Below are 15,569 nucleotides of genomic sequence, written 5' to 3'. Positions count from 1 at the left end.
TCCGTCGGGTGACGCACGCCACAACGGGCAGGGAGTCGCGTAATTGCCCCGCCGACGCGACGAGTTGCCGGGCCGCCGGCCGCGGCGGCGGTCACCGTGATCCACGGGAGATGTTCCCCGGACGTGCGCCCCGGTAGCGTCCGCGCCATGGACAGTCAGGGCACTCAGGGCGGCATCACCGTGCAGCGCGCGCTGGAACTTCCGGGGTTGCGCGGTGGGCTCCCCGAGGTCGTCGCGGGCGCGGAGCGGCTGCAGCGGACCGTGCGGTGGGTGCACGCGGGCGAGGTGCCCAACATCGCCTCACTGCTCAAGGGCGGCGAGCTGCTGCTCACCACCGGGCTCGGGCTCGGCGCGCGCCCGGCCGACCAGCGTGCCTTCGTGCGCGATCTCGCCGAGCGCGGCATCGCGGCGCTGGTCGTCGAGCTCGGGCCGCGTTTCAGCCGGCTCCCCGCGGCGATCGTGGAGACGGCGCGGGCCGACGGGCTGCCGCTGGTGCAGCTGCACCGCGAGGTGCCGTTCGTGACGGTCACCGAAGAGGTGCACACCGAGATCGTCAACGGCCACTACACGCTGCTGCGCCAGGCCGAAGAAGTGCACCGGCGCTGCACGCAGGCGCTGCTCGGCGGGGGCGGCATCCCACAGGTCCTCGGCATCCTCGCGGAGTTCAGCGGCAACCCGGTGTTCCTGGAGACGGCGGAGGGCCAGCTCCTGTACGCCGCCGGGGCGGGCACCGAGTGCGCGGACCCGCTGCAGGTGTGGGAGGGGCTGCGCGGCCGCCCCGTCGACCGGGAGGGCCCGCCCGCGAGCGCGGTCCTCGTCGACGTGCCGGGCGGCGGCCCGGGCGCGGGCTCGGTGCGGGCCCGCCTCGTGCTGCTCGCCGTGGAGTCGGCGCCGCTGCCGGTGCACCGCATCGCGGCGGAGCGGGCGGCGGGCAGTCTCGCGGTCGTGCTTATGCAGGCCCGCCAGGAGGAGGAGCTCGCGGCGCGCGGGCGTGGCGACTTCCTCACCGATCTCGCGGAGGGCCGGATCGCCGCCGAGGACGCGCCCGCGCAGGCCCGGGTCCTCGGCTTCAAGCCGGTCCCGGCCGACAGCCCGCTCCTGCCGGTGGTGATGCGGATCGCGGACGGGCTGCCGACCGGCGGCGGCTGGGCGGTGCTCGCGCGCGCGGTCGCCGAGGAGCTGGCGTCGGTGGGAGTCCCCGTGCTCCTCGGCGTCCGCCCCGTCGAGGGCCGCGTGCCCCTCCTCCTCGGCCTGCGCTCGGAGACCGAGCGCACCGCGGTGGCCGACCGCGTCGCCGCCGCGCTGCGGGCCGGCGTAGAGCGGGCCGGGATGCGGCGGCCCGGGGCGCAGCCGCCGGTCGTGGTGGTCGGGGTCGCGGGCGGCTGGGCGGCGGCCGCGTCGGGCCTGCGGCACGCGGCGGAGACGGCGACGGCCGCCCAGGGCCTCTCCGACCGCCCCTGGTACGACGCGCGGCGGCTCGACATCGACTTGCTCCTCTGGCGGCTGCACCGGCACGACGAGGACGGCGTCCTCGCGGCCTTCGTGGACCGCGCGATCGGCCCGCTGCGCGCCCACGACGAGCGCGCGAAGCCGCCGCTGCTGCCCACCCTGCAGACGTACCTGGCGCACGCGGGCCGCAAGGCGGAGACGGCGCGCGAACTGCACCTCAACCGGCAGACCCTGTACAACCGCCTCGCCCGCATCAGCGAGTTGCTCGGCACCGATCTCGACGACCCGCAGACGGTCCTCGCCCTGAGCCTGGCGCTGCGGGCGCGCAGGCACGTCGCGTAGGCGTCAGCTGTACGGCAGGGGGTGCGTCAACTCGTCGTAGACGCTCAGGACTTGAGTGACCGTTTCGTCCTCGGTCGGCCAGGTGGCGGCCTGGACCGCGCCCTTGCGCGTGAGTTCGGCACGCCGGACCGGGTCGGCGAGGAGGCGTACGACGGCGGTGGCGAGGGCCTGCGCGTCGCCGTACGGGACCAGCTCGGCCGCGTCGCCGACCAGTTCGGGGATGCCACCGACCGCGGTCGCCACGAGCGGCACGCGCGCGTGCAGCGCCTCCTGGGCGAGGACCGAGCGGGACTCCCAGCTGCTGGGCAGCACCGCGACATCGGCGGCCGCGAGGAGTTCGGGGACGTCGTCGCGGCACCCGACGAGCCGGGCCGGGAGCTGCTCGTCCTCGATGCGGCGTTGCAGAACGGCCCGTTCGGGCCCCTCCCCCGCGACGACGAGGAGCGGCAGCGGGTCCAGGTGCCGCCAGGTGCGGGTGGCGTCCAGGAGGACGTCGTAGCCGCGGTTCCGCTCCAGGGCGCCGACGGCCAGGATCAACGGGCGGTCCACGGCGCCGAGTTCGGCACGGGCCTTGTGCAGGAGGCAGTCCGGCTCCTCTGCGGTGTCCGGCCGACGCGGCGCGGGCAGGGCGACGGCCGCGAGGCGGGCGTCGCGCGCGCCCCTGCCGCGGGCCCGGTCGACGAGGTCGGACGAGGTGCCGAGAACGACGGCCGCGGCCCGGGCGACGCGCCGCTCCAGGAGGCGCAGTACGCGGGCGCGGGCGCCCTCCACGTGCGCGCGGGTGTGCCAGGTGACGACGAGCGGAGTGCGGCGCCCGGTCAGCGCGACGGTGGCGCGCAGGGCGGCGTGCAGCCCGTGCGCGTGGACGAGGTCGGCGTCGGCGCAGGCCACGCGGAGGGCGGCCACGGAGGCGGGGTCTGTGCTGCGGGGCACAGTGACGTGCCGGGCGCCCGCGTCGGCGAAATCGTAGAGGCGCGCGGCCTCGTCGGGAGCGCACACGGTGACCCGCACGCCCCGGGCGGCGAGACCGGCGGCCAGCGATCTGACGTGCGCGCTGCTGCCCGCACTGCCACCGCCGAGAACTTGAACGGTGTGCAGCGGCGTCTGTCCGTGCGGTGAGTGGCTGCTCACGTGGCTCACGTGGCCGGGGCTCCTGGGTCTGCGTAGGTGGGTGCTCGGACTGGTACTCGGGCAGATGCTGCGCCAAGGATGCCAGCCCGCACCGCCGTTCCGGCACTGCCGAAAGGTCACTTCCGTATGGGGCCGGGCAACTCCGCGGGCGGGATCACCCACACGGGTGAGGGTTGCGAGGGTTTGTACGCGGGGGTGCCGACGGCGCCGCACCAGGACGTGCGGACCTGATTATGTGAGGGTCTAACTACGTGGGGCCTGACTACGTGAGGGCCTGCCTACGTGAGGGGCTAAGGAGATGAGCCCCTGAGGACCTGCCCTCCGTACGCCGCGACCGAGCTGACCTCTTCCCCGTACACAGCCGCGGCCACCAGCGCCGCCGCATGCACGGCCAGGCCCACCCGGCCGTTTCCCGCCGCGATGGCGCTGCCGAGGGCCGCGCCCAGGGCATGGGCTCCCGCATCGCCGATCATGGCGCGCTCCCCGAGGTCGTCGGGGAGCACGGCGGCCGCGGCGCCCATGGAGGAGGCGGCGACGACCGCGCCGGGCCCCTCGCGCAGCAGCCCCGGTGCCCCCAGCGCGAGCACGAGCGCGCCGGCCCTGCCCGGACGTACGTCCACGAGGTTGACGAGGTGGGCGGTCCCCGCGATCACCACGCCCGCGAGGACCTTGTCCAGGGCCCGTTCCTTGAGCAGCGAACCGGCCACGAGCCCCGCCGCCGAGATGCCGAACAGCTTCACGGCGCCGCTGGTGACCTCGCCGTCCCGCAGCGCGCCGAGGTGCGCGCGGAAGCCGCGCCGGGGATCGTCCCGCCCCGCCATGTCGTCGTACACCCCGCAGGCACCGGCGGCGAGCACGGCCAGCGCGGCGGCGGCCCGGGGCGTGGCGGGCAGCGCGGTGACGCCGACCGTGGCGCCGAAGGCGGCAGCGGGACCGGCGTACAACTCGACGTGCCGCCCCGCGTGGTTGGTCCGCGTCCACCGCTCGGGCCCGCCGGGCGGCCGTGCCCGGAGCGCGGCGGTGGCCGCGCGGGTGAGGGCGGCGGCGGTGAGCAGGGCGCCGAGCCGACGCCCGGATGTGCGTTCGACCATGCCGATGCGTTCGACCATGGCGATCACCCTACGCACGGGCCGACCGGTGCGGGGACAGGCCCCTACCCGTCCCCCCGAGCCGTCGCGAGCAGTTCCTCGGCGTGCGCCCGGGCCGTCTCCGAGTCCTCCTGGCCCGCCAGCATGCGCGACAGCTCCCGCACCCGGTCCTCGCCCTCCAGGACCTGGACACCGGACCGCGTCACCATCCCGTCGTTCGTCTTCTCGACGAGCAGTTGGCGGTCGGCGAAGGCGGCGACCTGCGGAAGGTGCGTGACGACCACGACCTGCGCCGACTTGGCGAGGCGCGCGAGGCGGCGGCCGATCTCGACCGCCGCCTTGCCGCCGACGCCCGCGTCGACCTCGTCGAAGAGGTACGTGGGTACCGGGTCCGTGCCCGCGAAGACCACCTCGACGGCGAGCATCACGCGGGACAGCTCACCGCCCGACGCGCCCTTGGCGATGGGCCGGGCCGGGGCGCCCGGGTGCGGGGCGAGGAGGAGCTCGACCTCGTCGACGCCCGCGGGCCCGTACGCGACCGTGCGGCCCCCGACCTCCACCCCGTCGGCCCCCTCCGGAACCTCCGTGTTGCTGATGTCGATCGACACGCGCGCGTGGGGCATGGCCAGCGAGGCCAGCTCCTCGGTGACGGCGGCGGCGAACCGCGAGGCCGCTTCCTGCCGCGCGTCGGTCAACGCCTGGGCGTGCCCGGCCAGTTCGGCGCGCAACGCGTCCCGTTCGGCGGTCAGGTCACCCAGCCGGTCGTCGTCACCCTCCAGTTCGGCGAGCCGCGCGGCACCCTCCTCCGCCCAGGCGAGGACGGCGTCGATGTCCGCGCCGTACTTCCGGGTGAGCTGCGTCAGCGCGGCCCTGCGCTCCTCGACCGCGGCGAGCCGCAGCGGGTCGGCGTCCAGGTCGTCGGCGTACCCGGCGAGTTCCCCCGCCACGTCGCCGAGCAGGATCCCGATCTCACCGAGCCGGTCGGCGAGGGCGGAGAGGGCGGGGTCGTGGGACCGTACGGTCTCCAGCGCCCGGGAGGCGCCCGCCACCAGGGCCGAGGCGTCGATGCCCTCCGGATCCTCGGGGTTGCCCGCGAGGGCGGCGTGCGCGGACGTCGCGGCGGAGGCGAGGGCCTCGGCGTGGCCGAGCCGCTCGGCCTCGGCGGCGAGCTCGGTGTCCTCGCCCGCGCGCGGCTCGACGCCCGCGATCTCGTCGAGGCCGAAGCGCAGCAGATCCGCCTCCTGCGCCCGCTCCCGCGCGCGCGTGGTGATCTCCTCGACCTCGGTGGTGACGGCCCGCAGCCTGCGGTACGCGGCGGTGTACTTGGTGAGCGGCAGGGCGACCGCGTCGCCCGCGTACCGGTCGAGGGCGGCGCGCTGGCGGGCGGGCTTGAGCAGGCCCTGCTGGTCGGTCTGGCCGTGCACGGCGACCAGGTCGTCGGCGAGTTCGGACAGCAGCCCCACCGGGACGGAGCGCCCCCCGAGGTGTGCGCGTGAGCGCCCTTCCGCCGAGACGGTACGGCTGATGAGCAGCGCACCGTCGTCCAGTTCGGCCCCGGCCTCCTCCGCGCGCAGGACCGCGGAGGCGCCCGCGGGCACCGCGATGCGCCCCTCCACCACCGCCGACTTGGCACCGATCCGCACCAGGGCGGGGTCCGCGCGTCCGCCGAGCAGCAGGCCAAGGCTGGTGACCACCATCGTCTTGCCCGCACCGGTCTCACCCGTCACGGCGGTGAAGCCTGGCGAGAGCTCGACGACAGCGTCGTCGATGACTCCGAGCGACCGTATCCGCATCTCCTCCAACACGCACCTGACCATACGAGGTTTCCCCGGTGCCCCGCGACGTCGCCCCTGTGTCGGTGTGTGAAGGCGCAGGTTGGCGACCGGCCGGAAAGAGACGGTGTCACTCTCCGAGGGGACGCGGGGCGCCTCTCGGAGCGGCGGGGTGGGGTTATCCCCAGCAAGATCCACCGGCCCGCCGCATGGCATCTCCTCCGCCCCGGCACAACCATGATCCACATGGCAACAGGACTGGCAAGAGCGGCGCTGCGCGCGCACCGCCCGGCATTCGTGGGCACTGCGGTGGCCGCCTTCTTCGCGGCGACCGTGGTGAGCGCGTCGACGATGATGCTCGGCACGACGAGCGCCGACCGCACCGATCACGGCGGCGGACTCTCCGCGGCCGCGCGCGAGCAGATCAAGGAGAACGGCGTGGGCGACATGGCGGTCGTCCTCCTGATCGGTTCCATCTACATGTCGATATTCGTGGTCGTATCGACCATGGGGACGGCAGTCGCGCAGCAGCACCGCGAACTCGCGATGGTCCGCTCCATCGGCGCCAGGCCCCGCCAGGTCCGCCGCGCGGTGGCCGTTCAGGCCCTCGCCGCGTCCGTCCCCGCCGCACTCGCCGGCTTCGTGCTCGGCGGCTTCGGCGCCCGCTGGTGGCACGCGGGCATGGTCGACCACGGACTGCTGCCCGCCGAGGTCACCTTCCGGTTCAGCTGGCTGGCCCTGCCGGTCTGCGTCGGCGTGGCCGTGGTGACGACCACCCTCGCCGCGCTGCTCTCCGCGCTGCGGTTCTCGCTCCTTCGCCCGGCCCGCGCCCTCTCCGAGGCGGCGACCGGACGGCGCGGCCTGGGGGTCCTGCGGGCGCCGCTGGGTGTGCTCGCCGTGGCGGGAGCGTGCACGGTCGCCGTACTCCTGTCCCGGCAGCCCGCCGACGAGGCGGGCGAGGGGGCCTTCCTCGTCCTCATCCTCTTCTGCGCCGGCGCCGGGCTGCTGGGCCCGCGCCTCATCGGCCCCGCCGCCTGGCTGGTCTCCGCGGCCGTGGGCCGGTTCGGCCCGAGCGCGCGCCTGGCGATGCTCAACGTCCGCTCCCAGCCCCGCCGCTTCTCCGCCGCGGTCGTCCCCCTCGTCCTCGTCGTGGGCTTCGGCCTCACCAAGATCGGCATGCACACGACGGCCCAGCACCACACAGGCTCCGCGGGCAGCACGGGTGAGGTCTGGCTCGACTACGTGGGCACGGGGCTGTACGCGGGCTTCGCCGCCATCGCCGCCGCGAACACCCTCGCCATGATCTCGTTCGAGCGCCGCCGCGACGTCGCGCTGCTGCGGGTCATCGGCAGTCAGCGCGCGCAGGTGCGGGCCATGGCCGCCTGGGAGGCCGTGGTCGTCGCCGGGACCGCGCTGCTGCTCGGCGGCGCGATCGCGCTTGCCACGCTGGCGCCGATCCTCAAGACCGCCTTCGGCAGCGCGCTGCCGTACCTGCCGTGGGCCGTGCCGGCCGGGGTGGCGGCAGGCACGCTGCTGCTCACCCTGCTCGCGACCGGGCTCCCGGTGCGCGCGGTGATGCGGCGCCGGGCGATCTCCGTGGTCGGCGCGACGTGACGCCCTCTGCACCGGCTACGGGCGTGCTCCCGTAGCCCTCTCCCAGGGGGCCCTACTGCGGCGCGCCCCGCCACCCCGACACGGGCAGCGCGAACTTGGCGACGAGTCGGTCCGTGAACGACGCGTGATGCAGCCGGGCGAGCCGCACCGGCACCTCGCCCCTGCGCACCTCCACCCGCGCCCCCGACGGCAGTTCCACGGTCCGTCGTCCGTCGCACCACAGCACCCCGTGCGGCGTGTGCGGCTGGACCTCGACGGCGAGCACCGAGTCCGGCGACGTCACCAGCGGCTTGGCGAAGAGGGCGTGCGCGCTGATCGGCACCATGAGGAGCGCCTCCACCTCCGGCCACACCACGGGCCCGCCCGCCGAGAACGCGTACGCCGTCGAACCGGTCGGTGTCGCGCACACGATGCCGTCGCAGCCGAAGCCGGTGACGGGCCGCCCGTCGATCTCCAGGACGACTTCGAGCATCCGCTCGGGAGACACCTTCTGCACGGCGGCCTCGTTCATGGCCCAGTCCCGGTGCACGACGTCGCCGTTGCGGCGCACGACGACGTCGATCGTCATGCGCTCCTCGACCTCGTACGCCTTGGTGACCACGCGGTCGACGACCTTGTCGAGGTCGTCCCGCTCGGCCTCCGCGAGGAAGCCCACGCGCCCGAGGTTCACCCCGAGCATCGGTACTCCGGAGGCGCGGGCGAACTCGGCGCCGCGCAGCAGCGTCCCGTCACCGCCGAGGACGACGATCAGCTCGCAGTCGTCGATGCAGTCGGCCGTGGCCTCCTTGACCGTCTGGACCTCGGGCGGCAGCGGCAGGTCCACCGCCTCCGCGTCCAGGACCCGCACGCCGATGCCGCTGCGCAGCAGCCCCTGGACCACGAGTTCGGCGCTGCGGATGGCCGCGGGGCGCCCGGTGTGCGCGAGCAGGAAAACGGTACGCGCGCCCGACTGGGTCTCGCCGGTCTGGGTCTGCCCGGTCTGGGTCTGTCTGGTCTGGGTCTCTCGGATCCGGTTCAACGGGGCCCCTCCGCCACGGCACGGTCAACGTCCGCCGGGTCCAGCTCGTCGGCCCCGGCGCGCAGCCACAGAAAGTACTCGACGTTTCCGGAGGGTCCTGGCAGCGGGCTCGCGGTCACTCCGCGCACTCCGAGGCCGAGCCCCCACGCCTGCCGTGCCACCCCGCGCACGGCGTCGGCGCGCAGTTCGGCGCTGCGCACCACACCGCCGCTGCCGAGCCGCTCCTTGCCGACCTCGAACTGCGGCTTGACCATGAGGACGAGGTCCGCGTCGGGCGCCGCGCACCGCGCCAGGGCAGGCAGCACCAGGCCGAGCGGGATGAAGGAGAGATCTCCGACGACCACGTCGACGGGGATCCCGTCGATCGCCTCCGGCGTCAACTCACGTACGTTCGTACGGTCCTTCACGGTGACCCGGTCGTCGCTCTGCAAGGACCAGGCGAGCTGGCCGTAGCCCACGTCGACGGCGACGACGTGCGCGACGCCGGCGCGCAGCAGCACGTCGGTGAAGCCGCCCGTGGACGCGCCCGCGTCCAGCGCCCGGCGGCCCTCGACGACCAGCCCCTGCGGCCCGAAGGCGGCGAGGGCGCCCGCGAGTTTGTGCCCGCCGCGCGAGACGTAGTCGGGATCGTCGTCGTCCTGCGAGACCACGATCGCGGCGGCCGTCTCCACCTGCGTCGCGGCCTTGGTCGCGACGGTCTTGCCGACGGCGACCCGGCCGGCGGCGATCAGCTGGCTCGCGTGCTCGCGCGAGCGCGCGAGCTTCCTGCGGACGAGCTCGGCGTCGAGGCGGCGTCGTGCCACTCCTGCCACGTTCGGTTCAGCTCCTGTCGTTCCTGTCGTACGAGTTGTCGTACGGGGATGACGGCGCGCCGGTGGGAGCCGGCGGGCCGGGGCGCGCGTCGAGCGCGGTCAGCGCGTCGCGCAGGCCCCTGTGTACATCCTCGTACACCTCCGTGTGGCCGTCCGTGGCGAGGTGGTCGGCGTCGCCGAGCCGGGCGAGCGCGGCGTCCACTCCGGCGTCGCCGGTGGGGGTGCGCCCGACGCCGAGGGGCGCGGGGACGGCGGGGTCGTACGACGGCTCGTCCGGGACTCGCGGCTCTGGCGCCACCGACTCCCCTTCGTGCTCTTCGGGGCCCGCGTAAGAGTCACTCATGGCACGACGCTACCCCGAAGGCCTGGGGTACGGTCGATCACAATGGCGACCATGGCGGAGTGCCGTACGGCACTCGACAGACTCTCGGACAATCTCGCGTCGGCCGACGGCGACGTGCGCGGCGCCGCTGCCCTGAACCGCTCGCTGAGCTGCCGCATCACCGATCTCGACGTGACCTTCACCGGCCGCCTCGCGAACGGCCGGATCGCGGTGCTCGACAGCCACCCGGGCCCGCCGCGCGAGAAGGCCGAGATCCGTCTCGCGATGACCGGGGACGACCTGCTCGCGCTGGTGGACGGCGAGCTCAACTTCGCCAGGGCCTGGACCGCGGGCCGGGTCAGGCTCGAAGCGGGCTTCCGGGACCTGCTGCGGCTCAGGTCGCTGCTCTAGCCGGGCTCCGGCGGCCCGCGCGGGCCGCCGGGACCACCAGCGGGGTCCCGCTCTCCGGATCCTCGATGATCCGGCAGTCGATGCCGAAGGCCTCCTTCACCAGCTCCGCCGTGACGATCTCGGACGGCGGGCCCTCGGCGAGCACCGCGCCGTCGCGCAGGGCGATGAGGTGGGTGGCGTAGCGGGCGGCGTGGTTCAGGTCGTGCAGGACGGCGACGAGCGTGCGCCCCCGCTCCTCGTGGAGCTCGGCGCAGAGGTCCAGGACGTCGAGCTGGTGCTGGATGTCGAGGAAGGTCGTCGGCTCGTCGAGGAGCAGCAGCGGGGTCTGCTGGGCGAGGGCCATGGCGATCCAGACGCGCTGGCGCTGGCCGCCGGAGAGCTCGTCGACATAGCGCTCGGCGAGCTCGCGCACACCGGTCGACTCCATGGACTCGTTCACGATCCGCTCGTCCTCCCGCGACCACTGCCGCAGCAGGCCCTGGTGGGGGTAGCGGCCGCGGGCGACCAGGTCGCCGACGGTGATGCCGTCGGGCGCGATGGACGACTGCGGCAGCAGGCCGAGCGTCTTGGCGACCTTCTTCGCCGGCGTCGACTGGATGACGTGCCCGTCGAGCAGCACCCGCCCCGCGGACGGCTTGAGCATCCGGGACAGGGCCCGAAGGAGCGTGGACTTGCCGCAGGCGTTGGGCCCCACGATCACGGTGAAGGAGTTGTCGGGGATCTCGACGGACAGCTTCTCCGCGATGACGCGCTGGTCATAGCCGAGGGTGACGTCGTCGGCGACGAGCCGGTTCACAGCAGCACGCTCCTGGTCCTGGAGTTGGTTCTCGTTCATATCCGGCCGGCCTTGCGCTGGCTGACGAGCAGCCACAGCAGATAGACGCCGCCGAGCATGCCGGTGACGGCACCGACGGGCAGCTGGTCCGCGCCGAAGACCCGCTGCGAGGCCCAGTCCGCGACGATCAGGAGCGTGGCGCCCATGAACATCGCGGGCATCAGGTTGGGTCCCGGCGAGCGCGTGAGCCGGCGCGCCAGCTGCGGCGCGGTGAGCGCGACGAAGCTGACGGGTCCCGCGGCGGCGGTGGCGGCCGCGGTGAGCAGCACGGAGGCGGTGAGCAGCACGAAGCGGGTGCGTTCGACCGGCACGCCGACCGCGCCCGCGACGTCGTCGCCCATCTCCAGCATCCGCAGCGGCCGCCCGTACACGAGCACCAGCGGTACGAGGACGGCGCAGAGCACGAGCAGCGGCCGGACCTGCTCCCAGTCACGGCCGTTGAGGGAGCCGGTCATCCAGACCACGGAGCGGGCGGCGTCGACGAAGTCCGCCTTGGTGAGCAGATAGCCGTTGACGGCCGTGATGAACGCGGAGACGCCGATGCCGACCAGGACCAGCCGGTAGCCATGCACGCCACGCTTCCAGGCGAGCAGGTAGATGGCGAAGCCGGTGACGAGCCCGCCGACCAGCGCGCCGCCCGCGACCTGGGCCGCGCCGCCGTGGAACACGACGATCACGGTGAGCGCCCCGGCGGTCGAGCCCTGTCCGAGGCCGAGCACGTCCGGACTGCCCAGCGGATTGCGGGCGATGGACTGGAAGAGGGCGCCGCCGAGCCCGAGGGCCGCGCCCACCAGGAGCCCGACGAGGACCCGCGGCAGGCGCAGGTCGGTGATGATGAGCTCCTGTCCGGCGTCGCCGTTGCCGAGCAGGGTGCGGACGACGTCGGCGGCCGGGATGTCGAAGTCGCCGGTGCCGATCAGGACGACGCTCGCGGCGAGCGCTGCTACGGCGAGCAGGACGACGACCGCGGTCGTACGGACGTCGAGCCGGACGGAGAGGCCGCCCCGGGTGCGTACTGCCTTCACAGCTGGGCCAACTTCCGCCGACGTACGAGAAAGACGAAGACCGGTGCGCCGATGACCGCCGTCACGATGCCCACCTGGAGCTCCGCGGGCCGCGCCACGACGCGCCCGACGACGTCCGCGCCGAGCAGCAGCACCGGCGAGAGGAGGGCCGCGTACGGCAGGATCCAGCGCATGTCAGGACCGGTGAAGGAGCGCACGATGTGCGGCACCATCAGGCCGATGAACACGATCGGGCCGCAGGCCGCGGTCGCGGCCCCGCACAGCAGGGTCGCCGCGGCCATGGACAGCGCGCGCGTGCGGTTGAGGCGGGCACCGAGCGCGCGTGCGGTGTCGTCGCCCATGGCCATCGCGTTGAGCGGCCTGGCCAGGGAGAGGGCAAGCACGGCGCCGACCGCGAGGAACGGCAGCACCTGCTCGATGGTGTCCATGGTGGCGGAGGCCAGGGAGCCGACCGTCCAGAAGCGCATCTTGTTGAGCGCGGCACCGTCCGTGATCATGACGGCCTGCAGATATCCGTAGAGCGCCGCGCTGATCGCGGTGCCGGCCAGGGCGAGGCGTACGGGGGTCGCGCCGCGCGCGCCGCCCAGGATGTAGAGCAGGACGCCGACGGCCACGGCGCCGACGAAGGCGAACCAGACGTAGCCGCTCAGTGAGGTGATGCCGAAGAAGCTGATCGCGCTGACGACCGCGGCGGAGGCGCCGAGGTTGATGCCGAGGAGTCCGGGATCGGCCAGCGGATTGCGGGTGAGCGCCTGCAGGACCGCGCCGGAGAGGCCGAGGGCCGTCCCGGCGAGCAGCCCGAGCAGGCTGCGCGCGAGCCGTTCGCCGACGACGACGTCCCCGTACGTTCCGGTGTCCTGGAACAGCCCGTGCCAGACCTGGTCCATGGACATCGATTTGGCGCCGACCGCGATGCTCGCGAAGAACACGAGGAGCAGGACGGCCGCCGATACGAGCAATCCGGCGCCGCGTACCGCGCGGCGCTTCGGGGACGCGGAGGCGGCCTCCGCGCGGGCTTCTGGGGGACTGTCGACCAACACCTGGTTAGGTTAGCCTACCCTCCCATCGGAGCGGGAACGTGGGAAAGGCCGGGGAAGCCAGGGAAGCCAAGGTCAGGGCGAAGCCGGGGAAGCCGGGTCACGGCGAAGCCGGGAAGGCCGCCGGAGCCGTCGCCGGAATCGCTTCCCGCGGCAGCCCCGCCGAGAACCCTCCGGCCCCCTCCGCCCGCCTCACACCCCCAGCCGGGCCAGCACCTTCTCAGCGTCCAGGTCGCACGTGCCGTCCCCCGCCTCCGTCCAGGCCGCCGCGCAGAGTGCCCGCAGCCCGTCCATGGCCTCGCCGTCACCGTCAAGCGCGAGCTCCCCGTCCCGCACCGAGGCCGTCCACCCGCCGCAACCGAAACCGCCCTCCGCCGGGGCGACCTCGGGCTGGCCGGTGAGCATGCCGCGCAGGTCCGCGGCCACGTACGTCGGCCGGTGCTCGGGCCGGGCGGCGAGCAGCCCCGCGCCGTCCGTGACACCGGTCAGCACGAGCAGCGAGTCCACCTCTCCGTTGAACGCACCCTCGATGTCCGTGTCGAGGCGGTCGCCCACCACCAGGGGCCGCTCCGCGCCCGTCCGCAGGATCGTCTCCCGGTGCATGGGCGGCAGCGGCTTGCCCGCCACCTGCGGCTCGGCGCCCGTCGCGATCCGTACGACCTCGACGGCCGCGCCGTTGCCCGGCGCGATGCCGCGGGCGCTCGGGATCGTCAGGTCCGTGTTGGACGCGAACCACGGGAGCCCGCGCGCGATCGCGTAACAGGCCTCGGCGAACCGGCCCCACGCCAGGTCGGGCCCCCCGTACCCCTGCGCGACCGCCACCGGATCGTCGTCGGCCGACTCCACCGGCTCCAGGCCCCGCTCGCGCAGCGCGACCCGCAGCCCCTCGCCGCCGATCACCAACACCCGCGCCCCCTGGGGCACTTGCTCACTCACCAGACGGGCCACCGCCTGGGCCGACGTGATGACGTCCGGCCCCTCGGTCGCGATGCCCAGCTCCGTCAGATGCTCCGCCACCGCGTCCGGCGTACGCAGCGCGTTGTTCGTGACATACGCCAGGTGCATGCCGCCGTCACGTGCGGTGCCCAGCGAATCGACCGCGTGCGCGATGGCCTGCCCGCCCGTGTACACCACCCCGTCCAGGTCGAGCAGGGCCGTGTCATAGACCTCGCTCAGCGCCCGCTCGCTGCCCGCGGGCCGCGTCCTGACGTCCCGCCCTGCGCTTCGGTCCGCGGTCTGGCTCATTGCACATCGCTCCTCGCTCGATCCCACTCCCCCGATCATCGCTTATGCCACTGACACACATACGATGCCCTAATGAACACAGCGGGTCACACCGACGACAGCGGCCTCGACCTGATCCCTTTCCGGGGCGTGCGCTACGTCCCCGAACGGGTCGGCAGTCTCGCCGCGGTGACCTCACCCCCGTACGACGTGGTCGTACGGCCGGACGGCCTGCTCCACCTGGAATCCGCCGACCCGCACAACATCGTCCGGCTGATCCTCCCGCAGGCCACCACCCCGGCCGCCCGCAACCGGCAGGCCGCGGACACCCTCCACACCTGGCTCGCCGAAGGCATCCTCGCCCCCGACACCGAGCCCAGCCTGTACGTCTACGAACAGCGCGACGACGACATCCTGCAGCGCGGCATCATCGGCGCGCTCCGCCTCTCGGACACCGAGGACGGCATCGTCCTCCCCCACGAAGGCGTCATGACCCACGTCGTCGAGGACCGCGCGGCCCTCATGCGGACGACCTCGGCCAATCTGGAACCGCTGCTCCTGACCTACCGCAGCGACGGCGAGGACGACCCCAAGGGCGCGACGGCCGTCATCGAACGCACCGCCCAGCGCGAACCCCTCCTCTCCACGACCACTGAGGACGGGTTCCACCACCGCCTGTGGTCCGTCACGGACCCGGCCGAGATCGCCGAGATCCAGTCGGATCTCTCCTGCCACCAGGCGCTGATCGCGGACGGCCACCACCGCTGGGCCACCAACCTGCGCCTGCGCGCCGAGCACCCCTCCCCGAGCGCCTGGGACTACGGCCTGGTGCTCCTGGTGGACACCGCCCGCTACCCGCTGCGCGTCCGCGCCATCCACCGCTACCTCCACCGTCTTCCGGTGGCCGCCGCCCTCCAGGCCCTCGGCGACTCCTTCCGCATACGTACCGTCGACGGCCCGCTGGACAACGCCATCGCAGCCCTGGCCGAGGCCGCCGCCGCCAGCAACGCCTTCGTCCTCGCGGGCGACGGCGCCTTCCACCTCATCGACCGCCCGTCCCCGGACCTCCTCGCCCATACGATTCCGGGCGAATTCCCCGAGGCCTGGCGCACCCTCGACGCGACGGTCCTGCACGCCACCCTCCTCGACCACATGTGGCGCATCCCCGACACCCCCGACCAGATCGCGTACATCCACGACACCGCGGCGACGGTCGAGAAGGCGGAGCGCGACGGCGGCACGGCGGTCCTGATGCACCCGGTCCGCGAGGAGGTCGTGCGCGAACTCGCCCGCCAAGGCGTCACGATGCCCCGCAAGTCCACGTCCTTCGGCCCGAAACCGGCCACCGGCCTGGTGCTGCGGGACCTGAGCTTCTGATCGCCGTCAGAAGGGGCCCTAGGTGTATTGATCACGAGCGTTGTTAACACTGGCCGGGCTTGATCACGGCGAAGGCCTCCGTGTGTGGTGGAGGTGTCGAATCTTCACCGCA

Annotated in this window: 14 protein-coding genes; 4 read left to right on the top strand and 10 right to left on the bottom strand. The window is 73.8% G+C overall.

Annotation, left to right across the window (positions count from 1 at the left end; all coding sequences use genetic code 11):
• The first annotated feature begins 147 nt into the window (after positions 1-147).
• A complete protein-coding gene (locus ACFVYL_RS17910) occupies positions 148-1,791 on the top strand; it encodes a PucR family transcriptional regulator (protein WP_389716879.1) in 1,644 nt (547 codons plus the stop codon).
• Between the two features lie 3 nt (positions 1,792-1,794).
• Here the strand turns inward: ACFVYL_RS17910 and ACFVYL_RS17905 are convergent, their stop codons facing one another.
• The 3 genes from ACFVYL_RS17905 to recN all read right to left on the bottom strand — a co-directional run bounded on the left by ACFVYL_RS17905 (position 1,795) and on the right by recN (position 5,827).
• Positions 1,795-2,931, bottom strand: a complete 1,137-nt coding sequence (locus ACFVYL_RS17905) for a glycosyltransferase family 4 protein (RefSeq protein WP_389716876.1) — start codon at positions 2,929-2,931, stop codon at positions 1,795-1,797.
• Between the two features lie 281 nt (positions 2,932-3,212).
• Complete coding sequence (locus ACFVYL_RS17900; protein ID WP_389717294.1) at positions 3,213-4,013, bottom strand: hypothetical protein; 801 nt, start codon at positions 4,011-4,013, stop codon at positions 3,213-3,215.
• Positions 4,014-4,075: 62 nt separating this feature from the next.
• Positions 4,076-5,827 carry a DNA repair protein RecN gene (gene recN / locus ACFVYL_RS17895; protein ID WP_389716874.1) on the bottom strand — a complete coding sequence of 584 codons (1,752 nt, stop codon included), beginning with the start codon at positions 5,825-5,827 and terminating at the stop codon, positions 4,076-4,078.
• 201 nt (positions 5,828-6,028) lie between these two features.
• Between recN and ACFVYL_RS17890 the strand changes: the two genes are divergently transcribed.
• Entirely contained in the window at positions 6,029-7,396 is a 1,368-nt protein-coding gene (locus ACFVYL_RS17890) for an FtsX-like permease family protein (protein WP_389716871.1), read from the top strand.
• A gap of 52 nt (positions 7,397-7,448) precedes the next feature.
• Here ACFVYL_RS17890 and ACFVYL_RS17885 read toward each other — a convergent pair whose 3' ends face one another.
• From ACFVYL_RS17885 to ACFVYL_RS17875, 3 genes are read right to left on the bottom strand one after another with little or no spacing between them, the layout of a single operon-like run.
• Complete coding sequence (locus ACFVYL_RS17885; protein ID WP_389717291.1) at positions 7,449-8,405, bottom strand: NAD kinase; 957 nt, start codon at positions 8,403-8,405, stop codon at positions 7,449-7,451.
• 5 nt (positions 8,406-8,410) lie between these two features.
• Positions 8,411-9,226 carry a TlyA family RNA methyltransferase gene (locus ACFVYL_RS17880; protein ID WP_389716868.1) on the bottom strand — a complete coding sequence of 272 codons (816 nt, stop codon included), beginning with the start codon at positions 9,224-9,226 and terminating at the stop codon, positions 8,411-8,413.
• A 7-nt stretch (positions 9,227-9,233) separates the two neighbouring features.
• Positions 9,234-9,569: a hypothetical protein gene (locus tag ACFVYL_RS17875; protein WP_389716865.1), complete on the bottom strand. Its 336-nt coding sequence runs from the start codon at positions 9,567-9,569 to the stop codon at positions 9,234-9,236.
• A gap of 42 nt (positions 9,570-9,611) precedes the next feature.
• Here ACFVYL_RS17875 and ACFVYL_RS17870 point away from each other — a divergent pair, with 42 nt between their 5' ends.
• Entirely contained in the window at positions 9,612-9,959 is a 348-nt protein-coding gene (locus tag ACFVYL_RS17870) for an SCP2 sterol-binding domain-containing protein (protein WP_389716862.1), read from the top strand.
• On the opposite strand, the gene ACFVYL_RS17865 is transcribed toward ACFVYL_RS17870, so the two are convergent.
• The 4 genes from ACFVYL_RS17865 to ACFVYL_RS17850 form a co-directional block, all read right to left on the bottom strand.
• A complete protein-coding gene (locus tag ACFVYL_RS17865) occupies positions 9,943-10,794 on the bottom strand; it encodes an ABC transporter ATP-binding protein (protein WP_389716860.1) in 852 nt (283 codons plus the stop codon). The genes ACFVYL_RS17870 and ACFVYL_RS17865 overlap by 17 nt on opposite strands.
• Positions 10,791-11,819, bottom strand: a complete 1,029-nt coding sequence (locus ACFVYL_RS17860; RefSeq protein WP_389716857.1) for a FecCD family ABC transporter permease — start codon at positions 11,817-11,819, stop codon at positions 10,791-10,793. Before ACFVYL_RS17860 ends, ACFVYL_RS17865 begins: the two co-directional genes overlap by 4 nt.
• Positions 11,816-12,859, bottom strand: a complete 1,044-nt coding sequence (locus tag ACFVYL_RS17855; RefSeq protein ID WP_389716854.1) for a FecCD family ABC transporter permease — start codon at positions 12,857-12,859, stop codon at positions 11,816-11,818. Before ACFVYL_RS17855 ends, ACFVYL_RS17860 begins: the two co-directional genes overlap by 4 nt.
• Positions 12,860-13,048: 189 nt before the next feature.
• Positions 13,049-14,101: an HAD hydrolase-like protein gene (locus tag ACFVYL_RS17850; protein WP_389716851.1), complete on the bottom strand. Its 1,053-nt coding sequence runs from the start codon at positions 14,099-14,101 to the stop codon at positions 13,049-13,051.
• Between the two features lie 72 nt (positions 14,102-14,173).
• On the opposite strand from ACFVYL_RS17850, the gene ACFVYL_RS17845 reads away from it, so the two are divergent.
• Positions 14,174-15,457: a DUF1015 domain-containing protein gene (locus tag ACFVYL_RS17845; protein ID WP_389716848.1), complete on the top strand. Its 1,284-nt coding sequence runs from the start codon at positions 14,174-14,176 to the stop codon at positions 15,455-15,457.
• Positions 15,458-15,569: the final 112 nt, after the last annotated feature.

Origin of the sequence: Streptomyces sp. NPDC058308 (assembly GCF_042880275.1) — a bacterium.
In the GTDB taxonomy this organism is placed as follows: domain Bacteria; phylum Actinomycetota; class Actinomycetes; order Streptomycetales; family Streptomycetaceae; genus Streptomyces.
The sequence above is the reverse complement of the archived record's forward strand: the minus strand, read 5'-3'. Positions and strand labels throughout refer to the sequence as shown.

Bases quoted from the DNA above. Each gene is read 5' to 3' on its own strand.
- ACFVYL_RS17910 (WP_389716879.1), top strand. From the start codon at position 148: ATGGACAGTCAGGGCACTCAGGGCGGCATCACCGTGCAGCGCGCGCTG.
- ACFVYL_RS17900 (WP_389717294.1), bottom strand. From the start codon at position 4,013: ATGGTCGAACGCACATCCGGGCGTCGGCTCGGCGCCCTGCTCACCGCC.
- recN (WP_389716874.1), bottom strand. From the start codon at position 5,827: ATGGTCAGGTGCGTGTTGGAGGAGATGCGGATACGGTCGCTCGGAGTC.
- ACFVYL_RS17890 (WP_389716871.1), top strand. From the start codon at position 6,029: ATGGCAACAGGACTGGCAAGAGCGGCGCTGCGCGCGCACCGCCCGGCA.
- ACFVYL_RS17875 (WP_389716865.1), bottom strand. From the start codon at position 9,569: ATGAGTGACTCTTACGCGGGCCCCGAAGAGCACGAAGGGGAGTCGGTG.
- ACFVYL_RS17870 (WP_389716862.1), top strand. From the start codon at position 9,612: ATGGCGACCATGGCGGAGTGCCGTACGGCACTCGACAGACTCTCGGAC.
- ACFVYL_RS17865 (WP_389716860.1), bottom strand. From the start codon at position 10,794: ATGAACGAGAACCAACTCCAGGACCAGGAGCGTGCTGCTGTGAACCGG.
- ACFVYL_RS17850 (WP_389716851.1), bottom strand. From the start codon at position 14,101: ATGAGCCAGACCGCGGACCGAAGCGCAGGGCGGGACGTCAGGACGCGG.
- ACFVYL_RS17845 (WP_389716848.1), top strand. From the start codon at position 14,174: ATGAACACAGCGGGTCACACCGACGACAGCGGCCTCGACCTGATCCCT.